This is a genomic window from Phyllobacterium brassicacearum, from assembly GCF_003010955.1.
GTDB lineage: Bacteria > Pseudomonadota > Alphaproteobacteria > Rhizobiales > Rhizobiaceae > Phyllobacterium > Phyllobacterium brassicacearum.
Window position 1 is genome coordinate 120,452 of record NZ_PGGO01000001.1, and the last position, 26,186, is coordinate 146,637.

Sequence of the window (26,186 nt, forward strand, 5' to 3'; positions counted from 1 at the left end):
CTCTGCTGGAGCATGAGGAATCACCCGTGTTTTCAATATGTTGCGCCAGCGGCACTTTGCTTTGTTGCGAAGCAGCATGACTCCCCCTAAAGTCCACGCAAAAATACGGGCGACCGGGAGAAAGCATGGACGCGTCACTGCTCAAGGAAACTGAATTTGCGGCGATTGACCGGGAAACCTGGGTCAAACTTGCGCAAAAAGCTCTGAAAGGCGCGGATTTTGCCGAAACGCTGATTTCAAAGACCGACGACAATATCGCGATCGAGCCGCTCTATGATCGCCGCCACAAGGCAAAGCTGGCGCCGCGCAAGAGTCCATCGCAGCCCTGGCACATCGTCCAGCGCATCGACGATCCCGATCCGGTTCGCGCCAACAGGCAGCTACTGGCAGAACTCGAAAGCGGCGCCACCGGCATTTCGCTGGTTTTCGAGGGTGCGCCGAACGCTTTCGGCTACGGCCTTCCCTCGACCCGCGAGGCCGTCGACAAGGTTCTCCACGGCGTGCATCTCGACATGATCCATCTGCGGATGGACGTGCACCCGAGGAGCCGCGCCTGCGCCGACTGGTTCGTGGATTACATGCGCCCACGCGATGTCAATCCGAAGACACTGAGCTTCTCGCTTGGCATTGATCCGGCTGCCACGCTCGCTGGCACGGGCCGCCTGCGCATGAGCGTTGCAGCGCTGAAAGCCTCGCTGCCGCAATCGCTTTCCGGGTTTTTCTCATCCGATCTTCCGGGCATCGTGCTTGAGGCCGACGGCCGTGTCTATCACAATGCAGGTGCCACCGAGGCGCAGGAACTCGGCGCTATGTTATCCATTGCTGCGGGCCATTTCCGGCTCTTCGAGGAGGCGCGCCAGCCAATCGTTTATGCTGCACCGCACATCGGCTTTGCGCTTTCCGTCGATCAGGACCAGTTCCTTTCCATCGCCAAGGTACGGGCCATGCGGCGGCTGTGGACGCGCTTGCAGGAGGCCTGCGGTGCGCGGCCGTCGCGTGCGACCATTCATGCGGAAACCTCCTACCGGATGATGACGAAAAAGGATCCCGAGACCAATATATTGAGGACGACCATTGCGGGTTTTGCTGGGGCCGTCGGCGGGGCTGATTCGATCGCGATCCTGCCCCATACAATCGCCCATGGCTTGCCTGATGCCTTTGCCCGGCGGCTCGCCCGCAACACCCAGCTCATCCTCGCCGAGGAAAGCAATCTGGCTTTCGTGGCTGACCCTGCCTGTGGTTCGGGTGCTGTCGAAAGCCTGACCGAAAAATTATGCGAGGCCGCCTGGAAGGAGTTCCAGCTACTTGAACGCGACGGCGGCATTTTGCAAAGCCTTGTCGACGGCAAGCTGCAGGCGCGGGTCCTCGAAGCGCGCCATGCCCGCACGAAGGAGTACAGTTCTGGCAGGCGTGCCATCGTCGGCACCACTCTGTTCCCTGCGAAACAGGAGCGGCCGGTTAGTGTACTCGACGCACCCCATATGCCCTTACCGACCGACGGCGTTGTTCACTGCGAACCGCTGACATTCCCGCGCATCGACGAAACATTGCAGGCCGCTGAATAATATGAGAATTCCCGATTTCACCACGATCGACTGGCAAGAGCCGAAGACCCCGGCCGCGAAGCCGGAGGCGGCAAGCTGGAAGACGCCTGAAGGCATCAAGGTCAAGCGCGCATATGGCGACGCGGCCGTGAAGAACCTGCCCTATGTCGACAGTTTCCCCGGCGCTGCGCCCTTCATTCGCGGTCCCTACCCCACCATGTATGTGCAACAGCCCTGGACGATCCGCCAATATGCCGGCTTCTCGACGGCCGAGGAATCCAACGCCTTCTATCGGCGCAATCTCGGCGCCGGGCAGAAGGGCCTTTCAGTCGCCTTCGATCTTGCCACCCATCGCGGCTATGACAGCGATCATCCGCGGGTCGCCGGCGATGTCGGTATGGCGGGTGTCGCCATCGATTCCATTCTTGACATGCAGCAGCTCTTCAACGGCATTCCGCTTGGCGAAATGACCGTATCCATGACCATGAATGGCGCGGTGCTGCCCATCCTTGCGCTCTATATCGTTGCAGCTGAAGAACAGGGCGTCTCCCAGGAGCAGCTAGCCGGTACTATTCAGAATGACATTCTGAAAGAGTTCATGGTGCGCAACACCTACATCTATCCCCCCCAGCCTTCGATGCGGATCGTTTCAGACATCTTTTCCTATACCTCCGAAAACATGCCGAAGTTCAATTCGATCTCGATTTCCGGCTATCACATGCAGGAAGCCGGAGCGACCGCCGATCTCGAGCTTGCCTACACGATTGCCGACGGCATCGAATATGCGCGGGCGGGCGTGGCAGCCGGTCAGGACATCGACGCATTTGCGCCGCGTCTCTCGTTCTTCTGGGCGATCGGCATGAACTTCTACATGGAAGTTGCCAAACTGCGCGCGGCGCGTCTGCTCTGGGCCGTGCTGATGAAGAAGAATTTCAACCCGAAGGATGAACGCTCGCTGTCGCTGCGCACCCATTCGCAAACGTCGGGCTGGTCGCTGACCGCGCAGGACCCCTACAACAACATCATGCGCACGATGATCGAAGCCATGGCGTCGACGCAGGGCCATACCCAGTCGCTCCACACCAATTCCTTCGACGAAGCTTTGGCACTTCCCACCGATCATTCGGCCCGGATTGCCCGCAACACGCAGCTGATCCTGCAAAAGGAATCCGGCACGACGCGCATTATCGACCCTTGGGGTGGGTCGGCCTATGTTGAACGCCTCACTCATGATCTTGCGGCACGCGCACTCTCCCACATCGAAGAGATCGAGGCGCTGGGCGGAATGGCCAGGGCCATTGAGCGCGGCATTCCGAAAATGCGCATCGAAGCGGCCGCGGCACGCACGCAGGCGCGCATCGACAGCGGCCAGCAGCCGGTGATCGGCGTCAACTCCTATCGTCCCACCGAGGACATGGAAGTTGATGTGCGACAGGTCGACAATGCCGAGGTGCGCGCCCGACAGCTTTCCAAGCTGCAGCAATTGAAGGGCACGCGCGATGTGGCGGCCGTCGACAACGCACTTTCCGCGCTGACGACGGCGGCGAAAACAGGAAAAGGTAATCTGCTCGACTTCGCGATCAAGGCAGCCCGGGCGCGTGCAACGGTCGGCGAAATCTCGCTGGCGCTGGAAAAGGCCTATGGCCGCCATGTCGCCGAAATCCATACGATTTCCGGCGTCTACCGCAAGGAAGCCGGCAAGAGCGAGGTCATCGACCGCGTACAGGCCAAGGCGGCCGCGTTCGAAAAGCGCACCGGCGAAAAGCCAAGGATTCTTGTCGCGAAGATGGGCCAGGATGGCCATGATCGTGGCCAGAAGGTCATCGCCACCGCCTTTGGGGATCTCGGATTCGAAGTCATCGTCGGGGCAATGTTCCAGACGCCGGACGAGGTCGCCGAACTTGCTGCCGACAGCAATGTGCGCATCGTTGGCGTATCGTCGCTTGCCGCGGGACATCTCACCCTCGTGCCCGAACTGAAGGAAGCACTGCGGCGGCGCGACCGCGATGATATCCTCATCATTGTTGGTGGTGTGATTCCGCCCCAGGACTTCGATGCGGTTCTTCAAGCTGGCGCGACCGCAATCTTTCCGCCTGGCACGGTGATCGGCGAGGCGGCCGAGAAACTGATCGATACGTTACTGGAATCCTTGTGAAATGATTTTAGTCTATACACTGGAAAACGATTACCTCATGGCAAGCGGCGCTCTCCCTGGCGCGGAATTGCCGGCGAACGCCGTCTGGGTCGACCTCGTCAATCCGACGCGCGAGGAAGACCTGCAGACCGAAAACTGGACCAAAGCGACGATCCCGACACACGAAGATATGGTCGAGATCGAGGAATCAAGCCGCTTCTATGCCGAAAATGGCGCACAATATCTAACCGCCTCAATCCTGCATTCCACCGATCAGAAGCATCAAGGCATAGCTCCGGTGACGTTTATCCTTACCGGTCAGCTCCTGGTTACCGTCCGCTACACCGAGCCAAAGGCCTTCAATCTCTTCATCAACCGGGTAACGAAACCTGGAAATGGCATCATCACGGGCAAGTGCACCGGCGTAACGATCCTGCTTGGCCTTATCGAAGCCGTGACCGACCGTATCGCCGACATCCTTGAGAACGCTGCAGGGGAGATCGATGTTCACTCCCACGCGATTTTCCGCCGCTCGGAAAACGACAGGCCGATGACGACGAAGAATTTTCGCGACAGCCTTACCCGGATCGGCGGACAGGGAGCCTTTCTCTCGAAGGTTCGCGAAAGCATCGCCGGCGTAAGCCGCTTGCTCGTCTATATGGCCGCCATGACAGAGCAGAACGTCAACAAGAAGGAAACGCGTGCCTGGATCAAATCACTGGAGCGCGATACGCAATCGCTTGGTGCCTATGTCGATTTCCTGTCCAACAAGATAACGTTCCTTCTGGACACGGTTGTGGGTCTTATTTCAATTGAACAGAACGCAATCATCAAGATTTTCTCGGTTGCGGCGGTCGCCTTCATGCCGCCGACGCTGGTTGCATCCATCTATGGCATGAACTTCGAATTCATGCCGGAACTCAAGGAGACCTGGGGTTATCCGATGGCAATCGGCGTGATGGTCGCCTCGGCCATCATCCCGCTGCTGATCTTCCGCAAGAAGGGCTGGCTGTAGAACCAAGGTTACCTTGTGTGCTTGCAACGCCAATGGCAACAAGCGAACAGGCTTCGCCGCAGCCGATCTTCTTCTCTACTTCAATAGCGTCAGCCTGGAGACGACTTCAGAGGAAATCATACAGCTCGTTCTGATGGTCGCCGCCGGCGAAATCGATGGGGTGGGCGCAGCAGCTTTTTTCCGCGATCATATCCAGCCGATTGAAACGGCTTGACTTGAATCCTCTGGAGCAGACACATTTGCCGGAGTCGTGCTACCGATCCCAACTCGCGCAATGGAGTGAACGCCATGGCCAACGAGACGTCCAACAAGTCAACGAAAGTCGCCAATAACGCCGACGCCAAGCCGGTCCTCCTCTCTGGCGGCAACCCACAGATCGCGAAAGGCTACGGTGACGCGCCCGTGCAGGCCTACATCGCGGCCATGCCGGGCTGGAAAAGCGACGTCGGGCGCCATCTCGACAAGCTGATCGAGCGCACCGTCCCCGGCGTGTGCAAGGCGGTCAAATGGAACTCGCCCTTCTACGGGTTGGAGGAGAAGAGCTGGTTCCTCTGCCTGCATTGCTACACAAAGTACATCCAGGTGACGTTCTTCCGTGGCACGTCGCTAAATCCTGTTCCGCCCGGCGAGTCCAAACACAAGGAAGTGCGGTATCTCAATATTTATGAAGGCCAGCTCGACGAAGCGCAGTTCGTCGACTGGGTGAAGCAGGCCAGCCAACTGCCAGGCGAACGATTGTAAGCAGCCAGTGCAAGCTGCCTGTCTGGCAACCATCAGGAGGAGGACGATACCCATGAAGAACAGCGACTTGAAGGAAGGAAAAGGGGGGAACTCGCCCTCTCAGCTGATAGATGCGAGAATCAAGGAGCTGAGTGATTGGCGGGGCGAGACGCTCGCTCGAATTCGGGCCCTGATCAAGCAGGCGGACCCAGAAGTCGTCGAGGAGTGGAAGTGGCGGGGCGTGCCGGTGTGGGAGCACGACGGAATCATCTGCACCGGCGAGACGTACAAGGCTGTCGTGAAGATGACCTTCGCCAAGGGGGCTTCGCTGGACGACCCTTCAGGCCTCTTCAATTCCAGTCTCGAAGGCAACACCAGGCGTGCCATCGATATCCATGAGGGCGAAGACATTGATGAGAAAGCGTTGAAGGCGCTCATTCTCGCCGCCGTGGCACTGAACACGTCGAAGCGAGCTGTCACTCGTCGTCGGTGAAACAAAACTCAAACAGCTTGATCTTGAATCTGTTAGCTGCGCGCACTCGCGCTGTATTCAGGTCTGGGGCGCGCTTATGGCCGTGATTTCCCATTCATGACTGTTGAGCTCGAACGCGTCGCCGACGGATTTGCCAAACATGAGCACCGCCATGGGCGAGACATGCGAGATCATGCCATGACTGGCATCCACTTCGTCCTCGCCGACGATTGTCCAGGTTTGCGTCCTGTCGTGTTCATCGACGATGGTAACCGTCATGCCGAAACGCACGACATTGCTATGCGGATCGGGGTGCGAGACCTCCGCAGTTTCCCGCCGTGCCGTCCAATAGCGTAGATCACGCGAGGCGCGGGCAATCAGATCGCGATCGGCCTCGGCATTACCCTTGGCCAGCACCTCATGCGCCGCGGCGATCTCGGCATCGATCAATAACAATCCCTGTTCCGTCACAAGGTTGCGGTGGGGGCTTATGGGGCGCTCGCCGAAATCATTGGAGGAATTGTTGTCGTCGTCCTTGGTGAAGGCTCTGCTCATTACTCAAAGGTAGGTCTTGCGGGGGCTAACAGCAAGTGTAATCCTTCGGATTAGGCGTTCCAACTCCGGAATAATACAATGATAGACCGACGTCGTGTCCTTGCAGGTCTGGCTGGGCTTGCCGGTGGCAGCAACGCCTTGCTGGGCGTTGCCAGCGCACAGACCTCATCCGGATCGATCAATGCCGTGGACTTCGGTTTGCGGGCGGGATCGTCGGACGATCAGTCGGTCAAACTCAACGCGCTTTTGACGACGGCAAGTTCGTCCGGGCAGCAGGTTTTTCTACCACCGGGCACCTATGTCGTTTCCGATATCCAGTTGCCGGCCCATGTCAATCTCCTGGGTATTCCGGGAAAATCCAGACTACTGTTCGGCGGCAACAAGAGCCTGCTTAGAGCGAACGGAGGCGGCCGGGTACAACTCTCCGGCATAGTCGCCGACGGCGATAACAGGCCGCTCGGTGAAGGGTCGGGCGGGCTCATCGAAGCCGGCAATGTCAGCCAGCTTATCCTCGACGATTGTGATGTTGTCGGCGCGCGGAAGAATGCCATCGCCCTGTTCAAATGCGGCGGACGAATTGAGCGCAACCGCATTTCCGGCGCCGCCGGCGCAGCAATCTTTGCTGCGGATTCAAGCGGCTTGCACATCACCGGCAATGAAATCAGCGATTGTGGCAATGGCGGCATCCTCGTCCAGCGATATGAGCAAGGACGCGATGGAACAATCATCACCGGTAATCGCGTCGCGAAAACCAGGGCGGACACCGGCGGCACAGGCCAGAACGGCAATGCCATCAACGTCTTCCGCGCCGACAATGTTATTGTCGCCAACAATATCGTGAGTGAAAGCGCGTTCTCTGCGATCCGCGGCAATACGGTAAGCAATCTCCAGATCACCGGCAACAATTGTATGGCAAGCGGCGAGACCGCAATCTATTCAGAATTTGGGTTTGTAGGTGCGGTGATCGCCAACAATCTGGTGGATGGCGCCGCCAATGGCATTTCAATGGTGAATTTCGACGGCGGTGGACGCATGGGCACCTGTAGCGGCAACCTCGTCAGGAACCTTTCCACCAAAGGCCCTTATCCCGCCACGTTCGGCGTTGGTATTGCTGTGGAGGCGGACGTTGCCGTGACGGGCAATGTCATCGAAAATGCCCCGCTATACGGTATACAGCTCGGATGGGGACCCTACATGCGTAATGTCATCGCCACCGGCAACATCATCCGCACGTCTGGCGAAGGGATCTATGTCAGTGTCGTCAAAGGAGTCGGCACAGCGGTCATCAGCGACAACGTCATTCAAGGCACACGCAACGGCGGGATCGTCGGCCACAGCTGGTCCGAGACCACGGTCAAGGACCTTACCCGGAAGAGCGTCGCGGATTATCCTAACCTCATCGTCGAGCGAAATATCATCAGTTGATATCGGCGTCCGTCAGTATCTCTGCTGGGCTGATGACGCCGTAAGTAATGCCATTCCAGTTGCGCATTTCACGATCGGCAAATCGATCAAGCTTCGACTCGAGCTCCGGTTCATCGCGGAAGATCCGCGCCAGGACGGTCGCGATGATCGCTTCCGAGGCGCGTGTCGTTCCGTCATCGCATTTGACCGCGATCCCGAGCCCAAGTTCCGGCACCGCGCCAACGAATACTCCCTCCGCCCCGGTTTTCACGAAGATCCGCCCCGGCGCCATCTCCATCAGTTCCGTGCATGCGCGGTGGGTGCCTGCGACGTAGAACGGCGCGGCCATTGTCGCATCCAGCAGGCGGCGCGCCGCCTTGGCGCGTATCGGTTCAAGCCCGGCGCCTGTCGCCATGCGGGCAAACCCATGTGAAAGGTTCCTCAGGGGAATGGCATAGGTCGGGATGGAACAGCCATCAGTGCCGCAATGATCCAGCGTATGGGCGGCACCGGTCACGCCCTCCATCGCATCGCGCACCATATCCTGCTCAGGCGATCCCAGCGCAGAATAGCCACGCGTCTCGATACCGAGATGGCGGCAGGTGCACAGGAATCCCGCATGCTTGCCGGAGCAATTATTGTGAAGGGCGGTCGGCTCCTCGCCGGTTCGTGCGAGTGCAATGAGAACTGACTGCTGCGACGGCCAATGGGCGCCGCACTCCAGGGCCGAAACATCGAGCCCGGCGCGGCCCAGCATATCCGCGGCCTTCTTCACATGTTCCGGCTCGCCCGAGTGCGAAGCGCAGGCCATGGCCAGTTCTTCACTGCCGAAGTGATAGGCATCCGCCGCACCGCTTTCCACGAGAGGCAGCGCCTGGATGGCTTTGATCGCGGAGCGCGGAAAGGTCGGACGTTCGATATCGCCGAGCGAAAAGACAATCTTGCCATCGCCGTCAGTGACGATGACTGAACCGCGATGGCGGCTTTCGACCGTCTCACCCCGAAAAACTTCAACCAGCACCGGATTGCTCATGATACCCAACTTTTCCCACGAATTTGGCCGAAATCAGCCTGAATTACTGCCCTTATAGGATGCTCTGTCCGCCTTTCCAATGGAGAAACTGCTTGATCAAGTTGTTCGCCCGGCTGGCACTCCTGATACTTGTCGTCTTTATTGTCCCTTCGCTGGCCGCCGCTGGATGGTGGATGACCCAGCATCACGCCAACAACTGGCGCGACGCCAACTGGAGCTCAAGCAATGTACTGCCCGCCAAGCCGACAGCTGACGACGCCGCGATCTATGTACTCGCAGCCCGAACGGGCGGACTCAAGGGCGCTTTGTCATTGCATAGCTGGCTGGTGCTAAAGCGCCCAGGAACCACCCATTACGACCGCTACGATGTCGTCGGTTGGGGTACGCCTGTTCGGAAAAATGCCTATGACGCCGATGGGAGGTGGTATTCTAACACGCCCTCCATCGTGCATGAGATTCACGGCACCGAAGCAGCAACTTTGATTTCGAAGATCGAAACTGCAATCCTGAAATACCCGTACGCAAAGCCGGGCAATTATGTGATTTGGCCAGGCCCGAACTCAAACAGTTTCGTAGCCCATATCTTACGTTCAGTTCCGGAAATCGGCGTAGTCTTGCCTGCAAATGCGGTGGGCCGCGACTTCCCCACGGATGGCAAGCTGTTTGCCATCGATGACGATTGGCGGAACGTCCACGCTACGCTCTTTGGCTATACAGGTTTTGCGGTCGGCGCACGGAGCGGATTCGAGATCAATTTCATGGGCTTGGTAGCCGGATTCGATATTCTGAATCCGGGTCTTAAAGTGCCCGGATTCGGCAGGATTGACCTTTAGGGTCTGTTTAGCGTTCGGGTCAGCGCGAGCCGAAGATGGTGGTTTTCAAGTACCGGAGCGCAGTGAACTTTTCTCGTTCACGAGCACCGGAACGCTGAAAAACGCCGTTTGCAGGCCGTCCTGGCGTGAACGCTATTTGATCCGCTCCAGCACCGACACATAATTGGCAACTGCTGCACCGCCCATATTGAAGATGCCCGCAAGCTTGGCGTCCGGCACCTGGATGCCGCCCGCCTCCCCGGTCAATTGCATCGACGACAGAACATGCATGGAGACGCCGCTGGCTCCAATCGGATGCCCCTTGGCCTTGAGGCCGCCAGACGGGTTCACCGGCAAGCGTCCACCCATTGCGGTTTGGCCCTCCATCGCCACCTTGGCGCCCTCGCCCGGCTTGGCAAGGCCCATGGCCTCATATTCGATCAGCTCGGCTATGGTGAAGCAGTCATGAGTCTCAACAAACGACAGATCGTCGATGGTTACGCCAGCCTGATTTAACGCCCGCTTCCAGCCCTCGGCGCAGCCTTCGAACTGCAGGATATCGCGCTTGGAAATTGGCAGGAAATCCTGCACATGCTGCGCCGCGCGGAACGCCACTGCGCGCTTCATCTTCAAGGCAGTCTGCGTATCGGTAAGCACCAGCGCAGCGGCGCCATCGGATACCAGCGAGCAGTCGGTGCGCTTCAGCGGACCAGCAACGAACGGGTTCTTTTCGCTCTCCTGGCGGCAGAACTCGAAACCCAGATCCTTGCGCATCTGCGCATAGGGGTTGCCTACGCCATTCTTGTGGTTCTTGGCGGCGATCATCGCCAGGGCATCGGACTGGTCGCCATATTTCTGGAAGTAGGCGGCAGCGATCTGGCCGAACACTCCGGCGAAACCAGCAGGGATGTCACCCTCTTCCGGCAGATAGGATGCCTTGAGCAAATTCTTGCCGATCTCCGGTCCGGGTGTGGACGTCATCTTCTCGACGCCCACCACGAGTACGACCTTCGCCGTTCCGGCGCGAATGGTCTTGATGCCCTGATGCACTGCCGCAGAGCCTGTCGCACAGGCATTTTCGACGCGAGTGGCCGGCTTGAAACGAAACGCATCACTCGCCTGCAAAACGAGGCTTGCGGTGAAATCCTGCGGCGAGAAACCGGCATTGAAATGGCCGAGCACGATCTCGTCCACATCTTCCGGGCCGATTCCAGCGTGCTCCAGTGCCCCGATCGCGGCCTTGACGATCAGGCTCTCGACGGTCTCGCCTTCCAGCTTTCCGAATGGCAGGTGCGACCATCCAACGATACAGGCTGTCATCTCATTTCCTCCAATATGTCTTATCTGTTGACCTAACCATGGACCGCGCCCGGTTCAAGGTAAAGCCCGATTATTGGCACGTCCAATCACGCATTTTTTTATTGATTGACCAGTCAATCAAGAATAGCATGCCTTGCAAACGAGGTCTCTCAACATGCCCAAAGTCGGAATGGAACCACAGCGCAAGCGGGAGTTGATCGATGCTGCAATCCGCACCATCGGCCAGCGCGGTTCGCTTGACGTGACGGTTGCGGAGATCGCGCATGAGGCGGGTGTGTCACCTGCGCTCGCGCATCACTATTTCGGTGGCAAGGAGCAGCTGATCCTCGCCACCATGCGGCACCTTCTTAAGGAGCTCGGTCACGATCTCGCAACTGCACTGCAAACCGCAACGACACCGGCGGCCCGCATCGCGGCTGTCATTGCCGTCAATTTTTCCGCTTCGCAATTCGCGCCGGAAACCGTTGGCGCCTGGCTGACATTCTATGTGCACGCACAGAAATCGGAAGACACGCGCCGCCTGCTGCGCGTCTATGCACGGCGCATGCACTCCAACCTCGCCCACGCGCTACAGCAGCTGACGAGCAGGGCGATGGCGATTCAGATCGCCGAGGGCGCCGGCGCCATGATCGACGGGCTCTATATCCGCCATGCGCTGCGCAATGGCGCGCCTGAGGCAGCGAACGCCATCGCGCTCGTGGAAGACTATGTAACAACAAAACTATCCGCCGCCGGAGCATCGAAATGACCAGGCCGAACATCCTCATCCTGATGGTTGACCAATTGAACGGAACGCTGTTTCCGGATGGCCCGGCCGAATTCATCCATGCGCCGCATCTGAAGGCACTTGCACAACGCTCGGCGCGCTTCGCCAACACCTATACCGCATCCCCGCTCTGCGCCCCTGCCCGCGCCTCATTGATGTCCGGGCAGTTGCCATCGCGTACGCGCGTCTATGACAATGCCGCCGAGTTCGTGTCGGATATTCCGACCTATGCGCATCATTTACGACGCGCCGGCTATTACACCGGTCTTTCCGGCAAGATGCATTTCGTCGGGCCGGATCAGTTGCACGGCCTCGAAGAGCGCCTGACCACCGATATCTACCCGGCCGATTTTGGCTGGACACCCGACTACCGCAAGCCGGGCGAGCGCATAGACTGGTGGTATCACAATCTTGGCTCCGTCACCGGCGCGGGTATTGCCGAGATCACCAACCAGATGGAATATGACGACGAGGTGGCATTCCACGCGCGCCAGAAGCTCTACCAGCTGTCGCGCGAGTCCGACGTAGCATCGCGCCGCCCCTGGTGTCTGACGGTCTCATTCACGCACCCGCACGACCCGTATGTGGCGCGGCGCAAATATTGGGATCTCTACGAGGGTTCGCCCGCCCTTGATCCGGTCGTTGGCGGCATTCCTTTCGATGAGCAGGACCCGCACTCGCAACGGCTGATGGAGGCCGCTGAGCACCGCGAATTCGACATCACGCCGGAACAGGTGCGATTGGCGCGGCAAGGCTATCTCGCCAATATTTCCTATATTGACGACAAGGTCGGCGAAATCCTCGAAGTGCTGCGCACGACGCGCATGCTCGACGATACGATCATCGTCTTCACCTCCGACCATGGCGACATGTTGGGCGAGCGCGGTCTGTGGTTCAAGATGAACTTCTTCGAAGGTTCGGTGCGCGTGCCGCTGATGATTGCTGGTAAGGGCATTGCGCCGCAATTGATCAGTCAGCCGGTCTCTACCCTCGATATCAATCCGACGCTCGCGGCGCTTGGCGGCATCGACATTGCCGAGGTCCTGCCATGGACCGACGGTGAAGACTTGACCCGTCTCATGCAGGGCAAGGACCGCATTGGGCCTGTGCTGATGGAATATGCAGCCGAAGGCTCGAATGCGCCGCTGGTCTGCATCCGCGAAGGCCGATACAAGTTCGTGCATTGCGAGATCGATCCGCCGCAACTCTTTGATCTTGAATCGGATCCGCACGAATTGACCAACCTCGCCAATGATCCCGCCCATGCCAAGCTGCTGGCCGATTTCATGGCAAAGGCTCGTGGCCGCTGGGACATGCGCGCCTTCGATGCCGCCGTGCGCGAAAGCCAGGCACGGCGCTGGGTGGTGTACGACGCGCTGCGCAACGGCTCCTACTACCCGTGGGATTATCAGCCGCTGCAGAAGGCGTCGGAGCGCTATATGCGCAATCATATGGATTTGAACGTCCTGGAAGAGAATGCGCGCTATCCGCGCGGTGAATAGGTGAGAGCCATGGAAGCAGATTTCGTAATTGTGGGTTCAGGCTCTGCCGGCTCAGCCATGGCCTACCGCCTGTCGGAGGACGGCAAATATTCGGTCATCGTCATCGAGTTCGGCGGCACGGATATCGGGCCTTTCATCCAGATGCCGGCCGCCCTTTCCTTCCCCATGAACATGAGTACCTATGACTGGGGTTTTATCTCCGAACCGGAGCCGCACCTTGGCGGGCGTACGCTGGTGACGCCGCGCGGCAAGGTCATTGGCGGATCGTCGTCGATCAACGGCATGGTCTATGTGCGTGGCCACGCGCATGATTTCGACCACTGGGCAGAAAGCGGTGCGACTGGCTGGTCCTATGCGGACGTGCTGCCGTACTTCAAGCGCATGGAGAATTCGCATGGCGGCGAATCCGGATGGCGCGGCACGGACGGCCCGTTGAATGTGCAACGCGGGCGACGTGATAATCCGCTGTTCCACGCGTTCGTCGATGCAGGACAACAGGCAGGCTTTGAAGTAACCGACGACTATAATGGTTCGAAGCAGGAAGGCTTCGGCGCCATGGAACAGACCATCCACAAGGGCCGTCGCTGGTCGACCGCCAATGCCTATCTGCGCCCGGCTCTGAGGCGCAAAAATGTGAGTCTCGTCAACGGCTTCGCCCGGCGTGTGATCATCGAGAATCAACGGACGATTGGCATTGAAATCACCCGGCGCGGCAAGACGGAAATCATTCGCGCCCGCCGCGAGGTGATTATTGCCGCTTCCTCCATCAACTCACCCAAGCTGCTGATGCTTTCCGGTATCGGCCCTGCTGCGCACCTCAAGGACAATGGCATTAAGGTCGTCGCGGACCGGCCAGGTGTCGGCCAGAACCTGCAGGACCATATGGAGGTCTACATCCAGCAGGAGAGCCTCAAGCCGATCACCTTGAATTCCAAGCTCGGGCTGTTCTCCAAGGCGATGATCGGTGCCGAGTGGCTGTTCTTCAAGAGCGGCCATGGCGCGACTAACCATTTCGAGTCGGCAGCTTTCGTGCGCTCCAAACCCGGCGTCGACTATCCGGACATCCAGTACCACTTCCTGCCCGCCGCTATTCGCTATGATGGCAAGGCGGCGGCGAAGGGCCACGGTTTCCAGGCACATGTCGGACCAATGCGCTCGAAGTCGCGCGGCAGTGTCACACTCCGTTCGTCAGACCCGTTCGAGAAACCGAAGATCCTCTTCAACTACATGTCGCATGCCGATGACTGGACTGACTTCCGCCACGCCGTGCGGCTGACGCGAGAGATATTCGGCCAGGCGGCACTTGATCCCTATCGGGGTCGGGAGATTTCCCCGGGCGCCCAGGTGCAATCGGACGAGGAGATCGACGACTTCCTGCGCGAACATGCGGAAAGCGCCTTCCATCCCTGCGGTACCTGCAAGATGGGCGCAACAACGGACCCGATGGCGGTGGTCGACCCGCAATGCCGCGTCATCGGGGTCGAGGGCTTGCGCGTTGCCGATTCCTCGATCTTCCCGCGGGTCACCAATGGCAATCTCAACGGGCCGTCGATCATGACGGGCGAAAAGGCGTCCGACCATATTCTTGGCCGCGATCCCCTGCCGCGCTCCAATCAGGAGCCCTGGATCAACCCGCGCTGGCAGGTGAGCGACCGCTAGGCTACAAAACGACAATCAAGGAGAACATCATGCGCGCACAGCCCAAGGCCTCGCATTTCATCAATGGCCGCTTTGTTGAAGACAAGGCGGGCAAGCCGCTCGACGTGATCTATCCGGCGACCGGCGAGATCATCGCCAGGCTGTTCGGTGCAACCCCAGTGCTGATCGAACAGGCCGTCCAGGCCGCAGCGGCCGCACAACCCGCGTGGGCAGCATTGAAGCCCGTCGAGCGCGGCCGCATCCTGCGCCGAGCCGCCGACATCCTGCGCGAGCGCAATGCCGAAATCGCCGAACTCGAAACACTCGATACCGGCAAGGCCATTCAGGAAACCCTGGTCGCCGATCCCGCCTCTGCCGCAGATGCACTCGAATTCTATGGCGGCATCATCGCCGGATTCAACGGCGAGATGATCGAACTTGGCGGCTCCTACGCCTACACGCGGCGTGAACCGCTTGGCGTTTGCGTCGGCATCGGCGCCTGGAACTACCCCATCCAGGGTGCAGGCTGGAAATCGGCACCGGCGCTTGCCGCCGGCAATGCCATGATCTTCAAGCCTTCCGAAAACACGCCGCTCTCCGCTCTCGCCCTTGCGGAGATCTACAAGGAAGCCGGACTCCCTGACGGCCTCTTCAATGTTGTGCAAGGATTTGGTGACGTCGGCTCGCAGCTGGTCGATCACCCGCTGGTGGCCAAGGTTTCGCTGACTGGCTCAGTTCCTACCGGCAGGCGTGTCCTGGCACAGGCTGGCTCGCACATGAAACACGCCACCATGGAGCTCGGCGGCAAGTCGCCATTGATCATCTTCGACGATGCCGATGTTGAGAACGCCGTAGGTGGCGCGCTGCTCGGCAATTTCTATTCAACCGGCCAGGTCTGCTCCAACGGCACGCGTGTTTTCGTGCAGGGCGGCATCAAGGACAAGTTCCTCGATCGCCTGACCGCGCGCACCAAGGCCATCCGCCTCGGCGATCCGCTCGATCCGGATATCCATCTCGGACCGCTGGTCAACGCCGCCCAGCGCAACAAGGTTGTTTCCTATATCGAAAAAGGCAAGGCCGAAGGGGCAACGCTGCACCTTGGCGGCGGCGTGCCGCAGATGCAGGGCTTCGAGGGAGGCTGCTTCGTCGAGCCGACGATCTTCACGAACGTGACCGACGACATGGTCATCGCCCGCGAGGAGATTTTCGGACCGGTTATGGCCGTTCTCGACTTCAAGGATGAGGATGAAGTCATCGCCCGTGCCAACGACACCGAGTTTGGCCTTTCCGCCGGTGTTTTCACCAAGGATCTGTCGCGCGCGCATCGCGTTATCAGCCAGCTCAAGGCCGGTACCTGCTGGATCAACACCTATAATCTCGCGCCGGTCGAGATGCCTTTCGGCGGCTTCAAGCAGTCGGGCGTCGGCCGCGAGAATGGTCTGGCCGCGCTCTATCATTACAGCCAGATCAAGTCGGTCTATGTGGAGACGGGCAAGGTCGAGAGTCCTTATTGAGGCTTCTTGCCGACGTAGTCCACATACTGGGTGAGCGCACAGACGAGGTGATAAAAAATCGAGGCCGGAACATCTTCGGCCTTGGCCCGTCCGGTTTCATCGATCAGGTCAATCCACAGACCCTTCGGCGCCGGCTCGATATGCCAGCGGAACAGCCGCCCGACCCGCGCCTCGACTTCCGGCTTGAGATCCGGTCCGCCATTGCCGTCGAGCGCAATCGCCGCCTTGACCGCCTCGGTCTGCGGCCAGCTGCGTGAATTCCTGTCAAGCGGCAGGCCATGACGCGACACGGCGTTATATGCGAGTTCTGTCGAGCGGTTCAATCCATTTGCGATAGCTGAGGCGTAGAGCTTGCGACCGTAGCGAACGACATCCTTTTGTCCGGATGCGTGAGCAAAATCAGACAGCAAGGAAGCCCATTCAAAATGATGGCCAGGTTCCGTCCACTCCCCCTGTTCGCCCGGTGCGCGCCCCCAGTCATTGCTGAAATATTCGCCCAGAGTCCAGGTTTCGGCATCGAACATATGGTGCCGAAAGAGATCGACAATGCGCGCTGCCCGCTGCAGATAATCGCGGTTACCGGTGGCGTCATACCAGGCAAGGAACGCCTCCAGCAGATGCATATGCGGATTTGAGCGGCGCAAGCCCGTGTCACCTGGTGTTTCGAGAAAACCGGTCAACCGCACATCCGCCAGATATTCGTCGATGAATGCAAAGGTTTCCGTTCCAAGCGCCAGCGCATCCTTATGTCCGGCCTTGTGCGAGTGAGCCAATGCCAGCAGCACGCATGACTGGTCATACGCGTCTTCTGTTGGATCGAGAACACTGCCATCGGGATTAAATGTCTTCACCCAGCCGCCGCGCTCGGTGCGGCCGTTGGCCGTGATGAAGCGAATGCCGTGATCGATCAGTTCCTGAGCCGGTCCATCCCAGCCCATTTCGTGTGCTACGGCGAAGGCATAGATTTGCCGTGCCATCGTGCGCGTCCGCTTGGTCTTGTTGATCGGAATGGCGTCGAAGGAAAGCGCCTCGTGGAAGCCGCCGCCCCGCTCGTCAATGCCCACCGTGGACCACAGCGGCAATGTTTCGTCGAACAACCAGTGGCGGACACGATTGCCATAGGCGCCGACATGCGGGAGGCGATCCTGTGCCGGCGTGAATTTCGTCTCAAGCCGTCCGGTCTTTTCCAATTGTTCGACGACCTTGCGAACGTTCTGGCTCTCGCTGACCGGCGCAACAAACGTCGCGTCGGCGGTCGCCACCACGGCCGTGTCGCGCAGGCCAACTGCCGACAACAGACGTCCTTCGCTACGCAGATAGCTGTGCTCGCAATCGATCGCGACAACGTCGCCGACGATCACATTGCCATTGCCATCGACCGAGCCGACCTCAAGCAGGGATTGCCACGACCCCAGATCATTCCAACGAAACGTCGCAGGCACCAGAGCGATGTCCGAAGCATGCTCCATAATCGCATAGTCGACCGAAATGGAGGGCACTGCTGCATAAAGATCATGCGGCACATAGGTGCCAGAAATATTGGTGTCCGCCTGATCGAGCGCAATGATCGCCTTGTCCCAGATCTCTGCCGCATGCGCCTTGAATGCATCGCGCATGACGCTGGCGCGGAAGAGGAAAATCCCGGCATTCCAAAGAAAGTGCCCCGATTCAAGATATTCCTTGGCTGTCTTCTCGTTCGGTTTTTCCACGAAACGGACCACGTCGCGCGTCGCTGAGGTCCCCGGCTCGACTTCGATATAGCCATACCCTGTTTCGGGGCGATCGGGCTGTATTCCAAACACGACAATACGCCCTGCATTGGCCGCTCCGATGCCGGTTTCCACCGTGTCCCAGAAATCGCGGTCGGTCGTGATCTCGTGATCCGAAGGGACAACAAGTACAAGCTCGTCGCCATGCTCGCGCAAGGTGATTTCGGTGGCCAGCACAACGGCCGATGCGGTATTGCGTCCCATGGGTTCGAGAATCGGCCTTCCACCGGCAAGGTCGACGCCGGCGATGTCTTGATTGATGTGATCCGCATGGCGTTCCGAGGCCAGCAGATAGACAGGAACAGCCGCTTTTGTCCGCGCGCCCATACGCTTGACAGTACGCAGCAGCATCGAGCCCTGGCCGGATAAATTGTGGAACTGCTTGGGAAAATCCTCCCGCGAAAGGGGCCACAGGCGCGAGCCGACACCACCGCTCATGACGAAGCTGATAATGCGTTGTTTGTCCTTAGTCATTCATGCTGCCTTGTTGTTCCGCCTGTCGCTGGCCAGAGCGCTTCTGTGCAAATCGATACAAGACTTTCGGCAGTCATCACAAGGGCCATTCAGCCCTTTGTCGCCGCAAGGATGCCCAAGCCGTGATAATTCAAAAAGCGAAGGAAACAACTTGCGGCGGCTGAAACCGGACGTTATATACGCGCGTCACTGGTCACGGAGTGTAGCGCAGCCTGGTAGCGCACGTCGTTCGGGACGACGGGGTCGGAGGTTCGAATCCTCTCACTCCGACCAGTAAAATCAATAACTTATTACAATTTTAGAACGATACCGTTGATCGTGTCCGTCGATCACCACCAAAACATCCACGTCTTGCGTAAAAACTCGACAAGAATTCCAAACCATGCAAGCCCAACTCCAAATCTGATTAAAGCACTACCTGCGACGTATCCGGTTAATATAGCCCCACTCGTACCGGTGTCGGGGCCGCCGATTGCGATCATCAAATATCCAAGACAGATGAACCCAAGGCAAAGGGCTATGTAGTACAGGCGGATGATCCAGATTGTCGTCAAGATGGGCCCCTTCAGTTTGGAACGTCCAATACAGATAGGACGCGCAGCTTAGTTTGTTAGTCTGAGCGTGTGCATGCGCCAATCTCGTGTACTATCCCAAGCCAGATTACTGTGTAGGGGCGGACCGCAGCCCCTCCCGGTACATACGAGGGATGAAAAATCACATGAATGGCCTGATCAATTAAGAAGCCGCCTTAATTCCAATTGGCGTCTTGTGAGCTCGTCTTCCGGGTTTACAATTTTAGCCATTATGATGATCACACCACCGAAATGCTCCGACGATCTGGACCGGACCCAGGAATGCAAGAATGCCCTGCGGGAAGAGGTTCAGCGGCTGGCCGATCAGGCCCTGTGGGCCGGCTGGCATCGATATGAGGTGGCCCTGGCCCTGTCTGATCTTGGCGAACAATATCTGCAAATGACCGCTAACAGTGATGAGTCCGAGGCTGACATCGCGATCGGCCGGGCGCTGTTCGAGATCAAGCGAGCCCTTGATATCTAACCGCGTAATCACATCGGTGCGCTTTACCAATACGAACTTCACAATTTTGGAACCTATGCCGCTTTCTCGCGTTGTCTAACTGTCGGGAAAAGCGTTGGGCGAGTTCCACAAAGCCAACCCGACAGGGGCTCAGTATCGTTCACGACCAAAACCGTGGACTATCTGGGCCCCACTGCTGTGGGGGACCCAGCCACCCGGTCATCCCATAGCTGCACCGGGATTTGGTCCGCGGCTCAAGAGCGGCCCGGATATCCCAGTCGGGAGCCTTTGCCATGTCCGATGATTTTGATGAAGATGACGACGAGGCTTGGGCCGTCCACGATTCCGCCCGATGGTATTTCGCCGTGTTTCTCGCTGGCGTCGTCCTTGCCGCGCTGGTCGGTTATGCGGTGTCTATCTGAGCCTTGTAATGAATTTTAACGATCTTGCGATTTATTGATGCCCTTCGACGGTTGATGCAGATTGTTGCCGCCTGCCAGTCGTCACTTGGAGCTGTCGCGATGCGAGACCGGGATATCGAGCCTTTGGAATTGCGTGATTTTTTGATCATGGCTGCGCTGATGGCAGCGGTCTTGGTCATATTGTGGGGAACAGCTTCCGCAATCGTCAAAGCCCGGCACAATTTCGATGGTCCGCCGGTCGTCGCCAGATAAGAAGACATCCCTCAGTACTTTAATCGCGGCACCGCGTCGATCAAAACACGTGTAGCTTCCGCCTGCGGATTTGCAAGCACGGCCTCTGTCTCTCCGGCTTCGACGATACGGCCATCGTCCATGACGATGATCCGATCGGCAAAGGCCCGCACAACCGCCAGGTCATGTGAAATGAACAGATAGGCAATACCGGTCTCCTCCTGAAGGTCGAGGAGCAGATTGAGGATTTGCGCGCGGACGGAGACATCGAGGGCCGACACGGGCTCGTCGAGCACAATAAGGTCGGGTTTCGTCATGATCGCACGGGCAATGGCGACGCGCTGCCGCTGCCCCCCGGACAGTTCCAATGGATATCGATCGATTACATCAGTGCTGAGGCCAACGCGGGTGACTGCAGCGTCGATGAGCGCGTCATATTCGCCCTTTGCCGCAAGACCGTTTATCCGCAACGGGTCCTGTAGAATACGCTTGACGCTCGCGCGCGGATTGAATGCCGCCAGCGGATCCTGAAACACCATCTGGAAACGTGGGCGCAACGGCCGCAGGAGTTCATCGTGCAGCACAGTGATATCGCGTCCTCGAAGATGGATTGAACCTTCGTCCGACTCCGCGAGCCGCATGACGAGACGTGCCAAAGTGGTTTTTCCAGCCCCTGAAGCGCCGACCACCGCCAGAGTTTCCCCGGTCTGAATTGAAAAACTGACGTTTGCCAGTCCGGTTGCTGACCTGTCACCAAAGCGTTTACCGAGGTTCCTGACGTCAAGGACAGGCGGTTCAGCAAGGCCCCCTATCATTGCAATTCGTCCGCGTTGATTTCGGCAAGCCGCTTCCGTCGCGGCGTTTCCAATGAGATATTCGCGCCGATCAGCGCCCTCGTGTAAGGGTGCTGGGGTTTGCCAAGCACCTTGGCTGCAGAGCCGCTTTCGACCAGCTTCCCCTTGTACAGCACGGCAATCTTGTCGGCGCGTTCCGAGGCCAGAGCAATATCGTGGGTGACAAACAGTAGCGTCAGACCGTTGTCCTGCACCAATTCGTCGAGCAGATTGACGATGTGGCGTTGCACGACCGTATCGAGCGCGCTGGTGGGCTCATCCGCGATCAAAAGCGACGGGTTGCCCGCCAGCGCTGCGGCGAGTGCTATGCGCTGCTTTTGTCCGCCAGAGAATTCATGCGGATAGTCGTTGAGCCTTGAGAGCGCCTTCGGAATGCGGACGCGATCCAGCAACTCGGCCGCCCGCACACGCGCCGCGATCCACCCCATGCTCTGATGGGTCATCACCACTTCGGCAATCTGGTCGCCGATCTTCATCACCGGATCGAGACTGCCGCCCGGATCCTGAAAGAGAACGCCAATGTCCTTGCCTGGTCTTGGCTTGCGGTCCAGACCCGGAAACTCAATCGTCCCATTGGCGAAGGCGCGTCCAGGCAGGAGACCGGCAATCGCCATGGCCAGGGTTGATTTGCCGGAGCCGCTCTCGCCGATGACCGCCAGCCTTCCACGCTTGGCGAGCTGCAATGATACTTCGTTCAGCGCGACGGCGCCGCCGTAATCAACGCTGAGGTTGCGGACGCGAACATAGGGGTCGCTCATGGCTGCAACCTTTCCGCCCGCGAAAATCCCCGACCGATCAGATGAACGCCGAGAACGGTCACGACCAATGCCAGCCCGGGGACGATCGAAAGGTAAGGCGCGGCGCGCAGTACGGTACGGCCTTCGGCGATCATGCTGCCCCAGGTCACACGGTTTGGATCACCAAAGCCGAGAAATGACAGGGCAGCCTCGATCAGGATTGCGGCAGCAACAGATATGGCTGCGAGGGAGGCGGTCGGACCGAAGGCGTTGGGCAGGATCTCGCGGAACGCAATTTCCAGCGGGCGCATGCCGAGGGTCCGTGCCGCAGCAACGAAATCCCTTTCGCGCAAGGACAGCACTTCAGCCCGTGTTACTCGTGCAGCCTGCGTCCAGTTGCCGAGGCTGATGGCGAAAATCAACGTCGGCACGCTTGGACCAGTCACACTGATCGCGGCGAGCGCCAGCAGGAAGCCTGGCACTGTCTGGAACGCCTCGGTGATGCGCATCAGAACCGTATCGGCGACACCTCCGAGAAAACCCGCCAGCGTGCCAACGATGCTACCGACACTGAGCGCAACCGCCGCCGAAAAGAATGCGACAAGAAGTGTTGTGCGGGTCCCGTGCAACAGACCGGAGAGCACGTCACGGCCGAGCCTGTCAGTTCCCAAGGGGTGCAATTCCAATGCGAACGGCCGCAGCATCGGTTCGCCGGTGATGGCCAAGGGATCGCCCGGTGCGATCAACGGCGCCAATAGTGCCATCAGGACGAGGGCCATAAGGAGGGCTGCGCCAGCACGCCCCTCCCAATTCAGTTGCCGCCACAGGATCATCGGCCGGCCCTTACGCGCGGGTCCAGCTTGCCATAGGCAAGATCAACGAGAAGATTGGCAATGATCACGGTAATGGCACTGCACAGGATCACGCCAAGCAGCAGCGGCGTATCGCGTCGCGCCACCGCTTCTGCCGCCAGACGGCCAAAGCCTGGAATGGCAAAGACGCTTTCCACCACAACACTACCGCCGAGCATGGCAGCAGCCTGCAGCCCCAGCATTGTCACAACCGGGAGCACGGCGTTGCGCGCGACATGACGCCATACGATCCGCCTGCGATCGAGTCCCCACGCTTCCAGCGCCTTGACAAAGGGATCACGCCAGATTTCGCTCATCCGGTCACGCATGAGCCGCAGGTAAAGCGCGAGATAGACCATGGCAAGCGAAGCGACCGGAAGGATCAGGTGCACGGCAATGTCGCCCAGCCGCGCGAGCCCCGATTTGCCCGAAGCTATCGTCTCGATACCGCCGACCGGCAGCCAGCGCAGATCGACGGCAAAGATCACGATCAGGACAAGTCCAAGCCAGAAACCGGGCACCGCGTAAAGCGCCAGTGATCCGATAGACAGTATGCGGTCGCGAATTGAGCCGGGTCTCGCACCAGCTATCACGCCCAACAGGGAACCCACAACGAAAGCCAGCGCCGTGGCGATGCCCATCAGTAGCAACGTAACCGGCAGCCGCTCCAGAATGACCGAGCTTACGGGCCGCTCGAAGGCGGTGGACCAACCAAGGTCACCGCGAGCGAGTGCACATGCATAGGCCTTGAAACGATAGAGGGGCCCCTGATCCAGCCCCCATTCCTCCCGCAGTTGCGCCAACTGCTCGGCATCCATGGCGCCGGATCGCGCCACATAGGAATCCACAGCATCGCCGGACGCCGCTTCAAGCAAGAGGAAGCTTCCAATCAACACCACGCCAAGCACCGGAAGCGCACTGGCGAGGCGTCTCAGGAAGAAGGAAACGAGAGGCGGCAAGAAAGGCTCCGGCGGTCAGGCAAAGCTTTTCATGTTCCTGCGGCTTGTCCCTGTCAATAGAAATATATACAATGACTACCTATAGTCATATGAAGGGTGTCGCCGTGAAAGAAATCCAGTTGAAAGATGCAAAAGCAACCTTATCTGCCGTTGTCGATCAGGCCGTTGCCGGAGAGCCATCTGTGATCACGCGCCATGGGCGAAAAGAAGCCGTAGTGGTTGCCTTCGATGAGTGGCAGCGAATCTCCCAGGTGCCCAGCTTCGCAGACCTTTTATTGGCATTTCCGGGGGAACGAGATGATATCCCCGAGCGCAACAGGGTGCCCGGGCGGAATGTCGATCTGTGATGTTCCTTGTCGACACAAACATCATTTCTGCGGACGCGCCGACTAAACGCATGGCCGCCTCATCAACGTTCGTTACGTGGATGCAGCAAATGGATCCGCGGCTTTACACGTCGGCCGTGACAATCGCCGAAATCGAACGCGGGATTGCTCGACTCGATCGCATCGAAGCCATCGCCAAGGCGGACAGGTTGCGCACATGGTTATTCGCAGTTGAACGGCTCTACGCCGGCCGGATCTTGCCATTTAATGTTGAAGCTGCGCGGCACGCTGGAAAGATCATGGACAGCGCCAGAAGCCACGCGGTAGGTTTTGCCGACATCGCCATCGCTTCCATCGCTGCAGCCAACAACATGACGGTACTGACAGCGAACACCAAGGATTTCGGCCCGCTCGGTGTCCGGGTTCTCAATCCTTTTGCGGATCACCTCCCGGCTTAGGAGCCCTAGTCCGATCCTGGATTATCCCTTCATCCACACATTCGCCCAGTTCGACACTGCCCAGCGCGGGTTATCAGAAACGTTCTGCACACTGTCACGCGCCACGGTGATGAAGGAAAACTCGGCGACGTTGATCAGCGGCAATTCGTCGGCGGTCTTTTTCTGCAGCTCCTTGTACAGACCGGCGCGCTTGTCCGCATCAACAGTTGAGGCCGCCTCCTTGATCAGCTTGTCGACATCCGCATTGGCATAGCCGTACTGGTTCGAGAACGGTACGCCCGCTGGCAGGCCGCTTTCGAACAGGATCGTCGTGGAGATTGCCGGATCTGAACGGTAGACCGGCGTTGCCACCGTGATATCGAAATCATGGTCGGTGTAGACGGCTTTCAGATGCGCCGGTGTGTCGTTGCTGATCACCTCTGCATCGATACCAACCTTGGCCAGAGCCTGGCGAAGATAGTCGCCGAACTGTTTGGTTTCGTTGAAGAATGGCGCTGGAAGCAGCTTCAGCTTGAAACGGTTGCCATCCGGGCCACGCTTGTAACCCGCTTCAACAAGCAATGCTTCCGCCTTGGCCGGATCGAAGGAGTATTTCGTTACGTCCGGCTCATAGAAGGTCTTGTCATAGGCGGGCACCGGCCCAGTTGAAGACTTGGCATAGCCGAGGAAGATCGTCTTGACGACAAAGTCATGGTCGATTGCATGGGCGAGCGCCTGCCTCACCTTGACGTCGGCAAGCTCCTTGCGGCGATGGTTGATCTCGACGATCAGCTGATAGGTCAGCCCTTCATAGCCATTGGAATACACCTTCAGGCCCGGCACCTTGGAGATCCTGTCGAGATCGGCGAGCGGCACGGCAGAGAACGCCGCAAGCTGAATCTGCTCGGCTTCCAGCGCGTTGCCGGCAGCGGCGCGGTCAGGCAGGAACTGGTAGACGATTTCATCCAGGAGCGGCTCGTCCTTTTGCCAATAGGCGTCATTGCGCTTCAAGAGGTAGTATTCGCCCGGCTTGTATTCGCCGAACTTGAAAGGACCGGTTCCGACAAGCTTCTGGTTGGCCGGATTCTTGGCGATGTCCGTCCCTTCATAGATGTGCTTTGGCACGACCGAGGTCACAACCGGCAATGCATTGCGTATGAGTTGGAACGGTGTCGGTTGCGAGAACTTGAGAATGGCGGTGCGATCGTCCGGCGTTTCAACGCTTTCGAGGTTCTTGAACACGACACGTCCAAGGTTCTGCAGCTTCTTCCACACCTCCAGCGCAGAGAAGGCCACGTCCGCGGAAGTGAAAGGCTTGCCATCGTGCCATGTCACCCCTTCACGCAGCTTGAACGTCGCAGTCCGTCCATCGTCCGAGCCTTCCCAAGCCGTGGCAAGGCGCGGGCTCAGGCCGTCCTTGCCGTCATAGGATTGTTCGGCCAAAGGTTCGATCACCTTGCTGGCGACGAAGAAAACCCCGTTTGACGCGACAATGGCAGGATTGAGATTGGCCGGCTCGCTATCGCCGGCCACGACGAGACGCCCGCCTTTGACAGGTGCTGCCGCTTGTGCCCAGCCGAAATCTGGAAGGATTGTTATTGCCCCGACGCCGGCTGTTGCGTTGAGAAAAGCACGTCGGTTCAACTGGATACGGGACATTGT

General features: G+C 58.8%; 25 protein-coding genes, 1 tRNA gene and 1 pseudogene. 17 read left to right on the forward strand and 10 right to left on the reverse strand.

Features of this window, described 5'->3' with window-relative positions; genetic code table 11:
• Positions 1-125 precede the first annotated feature (125 nt).
• From CU102_RS00625 to CU102_RS00650, 6 genes and pseudogenes are all read left to right on the forward strand, one after another.
• The gene (locus CU102_RS00625; RefSeq protein WP_106709034.1) at positions 126-1,565 is read left to right on the forward strand and encodes a methylmalonyl-CoA mutase subunit beta; all 1,440 of its coding nucleotides are present in this window, start codon (positions 126-128) and stop codon (positions 1,563-1,565) included.
• Between the two features lies 1 nt (position 1,566).
• On the forward strand, positions 1,567-3,699 hold the full coding sequence (gene scpA, locus CU102_RS00630) for a methylmalonyl-CoA mutase (protein ID WP_106709035.1): 2,133 nt from the start codon (positions 1,567-1,569) through the stop codon (positions 3,697-3,699).
• 1 nt (position 3,700) lies between these two features.
• On the forward strand, positions 3,701-4,693 hold the full coding sequence (locus CU102_RS00635; protein ID WP_106709036.1) for a magnesium transporter CorA family protein: 993 nt from the start codon (positions 3,701-3,703) through the stop codon (positions 4,691-4,693).
• Between the two features lie 31 nt (positions 4,694-4,724).
• Positions 4,725-4,907, forward strand: a pseudogene (locus CU102_RS00640) (type II toxin-antitoxin system death-on-curing family toxin); the annotation flags it as partial.
• 74 nt (positions 4,908-4,981) lie between these two features.
• The gene (locus tag CU102_RS00645; RefSeq protein ID WP_106709037.1) at positions 4,982-5,434 is read left to right on the forward strand and encodes a DUF1801 domain-containing protein; all 453 of its coding nucleotides are present in this window, start codon (positions 4,982-4,984) and stop codon (positions 5,432-5,434) included.
• Between the two features lie 52 nt (positions 5,435-5,486).
• Entirely contained in the window at positions 5,487-5,906 is a 420-nt protein-coding gene (locus tag CU102_RS00650) for a DUF1801 domain-containing protein (protein ID WP_208113785.1), read from the forward strand.
• Between the two features lie 57 nt (positions 5,907-5,963).
• Here CU102_RS00650 and CU102_RS00655 read toward each other — a convergent pair whose 3' ends face one another.
• Positions 5,964-6,440 carry a GreA/GreB family elongation factor gene (locus tag CU102_RS00655; protein ID WP_106709038.1) on the reverse strand — a complete coding sequence of 159 codons (477 nt, stop codon included), beginning with the start codon at positions 6,438-6,440 and terminating at the stop codon, positions 5,964-5,966.
• A 78-nt stretch (positions 6,441-6,518) separates the two neighbouring features.
• Between CU102_RS00655 and CU102_RS00660 the strand changes: the two genes are divergently transcribed.
• Entirely contained in the window at positions 6,519-7,865 is a 1,347-nt protein-coding gene (locus CU102_RS00660) for a TIGR03808 family TAT-translocated repetitive protein (protein WP_106709039.1), read from the forward strand.
• On the opposite strand, the gene CU102_RS00665 is transcribed toward CU102_RS00660, so the two are convergent.
• Positions 7,858-8,880, reverse strand: coding sequence for an asparaginase (locus CU102_RS00665; protein WP_106709412.1), 1,023 nt, complete (start codon positions 8,878-8,880; stop codon positions 7,858-7,860). The two genes, CU102_RS00660 and CU102_RS00665, sit on opposite strands and share 8 nt — an antisense overlap.
• Before the next feature lie 92 nt (positions 8,881-8,972).
• Between CU102_RS00665 and CU102_RS00670 the strand changes: the two genes are divergently transcribed.
• Positions 8,973-9,710: a DUF3750 domain-containing protein gene (locus tag CU102_RS00670; RefSeq protein WP_166648310.1), complete on the forward strand. Its 738-nt coding sequence runs from the start codon at positions 8,973-8,975 to the stop codon at positions 9,708-9,710.
• A gap of 132 nt (positions 9,711-9,842) precedes the next feature.
• Here the strand turns inward: CU102_RS00670 and CU102_RS00675 are convergent, their stop codons facing one another.
• Positions 9,843-11,009: an acetyl-CoA acetyltransferase gene (locus CU102_RS00675; RefSeq protein WP_106709041.1), complete on the reverse strand. Its 1,167-nt coding sequence runs from the start codon at positions 11,007-11,009 to the stop codon at positions 9,843-9,845.
• A gap of 154 nt (positions 11,010-11,163) precedes the next feature.
• On the opposite strand from CU102_RS00675, the gene betI reads away from it, so the two are divergent.
• Genes betI through betB form a run of 4 tightly spaced genes read left to right on the forward strand, consistent with a single transcriptional unit; the run spans position 11,164 to position 16,429 of the window.
• Positions 11,164-11,757 carry a transcriptional regulator BetI gene (gene betI / locus CU102_RS00680; RefSeq protein ID WP_106709042.1) on the forward strand — a complete coding sequence of 198 codons (594 nt, stop codon included), beginning with the start codon at positions 11,164-11,166 and terminating at the stop codon, positions 11,755-11,757.
• Complete coding sequence (gene betC / locus CU102_RS00685; protein WP_106709043.1) at positions 11,754-13,277, forward strand: choline-sulfatase; 1,524 nt, start codon at positions 11,754-11,756, stop codon at positions 13,275-13,277. The genes betI and betC overlap by 4 nt, the downstream gene beginning before the upstream one ends.
• A 9-nt stretch (positions 13,278-13,286) precedes the next feature.
• On the forward strand, positions 13,287-14,936 hold the full coding sequence (betA, locus tag CU102_RS00690) for a choline dehydrogenase (RefSeq protein WP_106709044.1): 1,650 nt from the start codon (positions 13,287-13,289) through the stop codon (positions 14,934-14,936).
• A 29-nt stretch (positions 14,937-14,965) separates the two neighbouring features.
• Positions 14,966-16,429 carry a betaine-aldehyde dehydrogenase gene (gene betB, locus CU102_RS00695; RefSeq protein ID WP_106709045.1) on the forward strand — a complete coding sequence of 488 codons (1,464 nt, stop codon included), beginning with the start codon at positions 14,966-14,968 and terminating at the stop codon, positions 16,427-16,429.
• Here betB and CU102_RS00700 read toward each other — a convergent pair.
• Positions 16,423-18,672: an AGE family epimerase/isomerase gene (locus tag CU102_RS00700; RefSeq protein ID WP_106709046.1), complete on the reverse strand. Its 2,250-nt coding sequence runs from the start codon at positions 18,670-18,672 to the stop codon at positions 16,423-16,425. The two genes, betB and CU102_RS00700, sit on opposite strands and share 7 nt — an antisense overlap.
• 196 nt (positions 18,673-18,868) lie before the next feature.
• On the opposite strand from CU102_RS00700, the gene CU102_RS00705 reads away from it, so the two are divergent.
• A tRNA-Pro gene (locus CU102_RS00705) sits at positions 18,869-18,945 on the forward strand.
• A 522-nt stretch (positions 18,946-19,467) separates the two neighbouring features.
• Here CU102_RS00705 and CU102_RS29315 read toward each other — a convergent pair.
• Complete coding sequence (locus CU102_RS29315; RefSeq protein ID WP_133624365.1) at positions 19,468-19,758, reverse strand: hypothetical protein; 291 nt, start codon at positions 19,756-19,758, stop codon at positions 19,468-19,470.
• Between the two features lie 242 nt (positions 19,759-20,000).
• Here CU102_RS29315 and CU102_RS30770 point away from each other — a divergent pair, with 242 nt between their 5' ends.
• Both CU102_RS30770 and CU102_RS29605 read left to right on the forward strand, forming a co-directional pair.
• The gene (locus CU102_RS30770; protein WP_280951860.1) at positions 20,001-20,129 is read left to right on the forward strand and encodes a hypothetical protein; all 129 of its coding nucleotides are present in this window, start codon (positions 20,001-20,003) and stop codon (positions 20,127-20,129) included.
• A gap of 99 nt (positions 20,130-20,228) precedes the next feature.
• Positions 20,229-20,381, forward strand: a complete 153-nt coding sequence (locus CU102_RS29605) for a hypothetical protein (protein WP_166648299.1) — start codon at positions 20,229-20,231, stop codon at positions 20,379-20,381.
• A gap of 11 nt (positions 20,382-20,392) precedes the next feature.
• Here CU102_RS29605 and CU102_RS00725 read toward each other — a convergent pair whose 3' ends face one another.
• From CU102_RS00725 to CU102_RS00740, 4 genes are read right to left on the reverse strand one after another with little or no spacing between them, the layout of a single operon-like run.
• The gene (locus tag CU102_RS00725; protein ID WP_106709050.1) at positions 20,393-21,175 is read right to left on the reverse strand and encodes an ABC transporter ATP-binding protein; all 783 of its coding nucleotides are present in this window, start codon (positions 21,173-21,175) and stop codon (positions 20,393-20,395) included.
• The gene (locus CU102_RS00730) at positions 21,172-21,972 is read right to left on the reverse strand and encodes an ABC transporter ATP-binding protein (protein WP_106709051.1); all 801 of its coding nucleotides are present in this window, start codon (positions 21,970-21,972) and stop codon (positions 21,172-21,174) included. Before CU102_RS00730 ends, CU102_RS00725 begins: the two co-directional genes overlap by 4 nt.
• Positions 21,969-22,784, reverse strand: coding sequence for an ABC transporter permease (locus CU102_RS00735; RefSeq protein ID WP_106709052.1), 816 nt, complete (start codon positions 22,782-22,784; stop codon positions 21,969-21,971). The genes CU102_RS00730 and CU102_RS00735 overlap by 4 nt, the downstream gene beginning before the upstream one ends.
• Positions 22,781-23,761 carry an ABC transporter permease gene (locus CU102_RS00740; protein WP_106709053.1) on the reverse strand — a complete coding sequence of 327 codons (981 nt, stop codon included), beginning with the start codon at positions 23,759-23,761 and terminating at the stop codon, positions 22,781-22,783. The genes CU102_RS00735 and CU102_RS00740 overlap by 4 nt, the downstream gene beginning before the upstream one ends.
• Before the next feature lie 104 nt (positions 23,762-23,865).
• Between CU102_RS00740 and CU102_RS00745 the strand changes: the two genes are divergently transcribed.
• On the forward strand, positions 23,866-24,108 hold the full coding sequence (locus CU102_RS00745; protein ID WP_106709413.1) for a type II toxin-antitoxin system Phd/YefM family antitoxin: 243 nt from the start codon (positions 23,866-23,868) through the stop codon (positions 24,106-24,108).
• The gene (locus CU102_RS00750) at positions 24,108-24,545 is read left to right on the forward strand and encodes a PIN domain-containing protein (protein ID WP_106709054.1); all 438 of its coding nucleotides are present in this window, start codon (positions 24,108-24,110) and stop codon (positions 24,543-24,545) included. Before CU102_RS00745 ends, CU102_RS00750 begins: the two co-directional genes overlap by 1 nt.
• A 21-nt stretch (positions 24,546-24,566) precedes the next feature.
• On the opposite strand, the gene CU102_RS00755 is transcribed toward CU102_RS00750, so the two are convergent.
• Positions 24,567-26,183: an ABC transporter substrate-binding protein gene (locus tag CU102_RS00755; RefSeq protein ID WP_106709055.1), complete on the reverse strand. Its 1,617-nt coding sequence runs from the start codon at positions 26,181-26,183 to the stop codon at positions 24,567-24,569.
• Between the last annotated feature and the right edge of the window lie 3 nt (positions 26,184-26,186).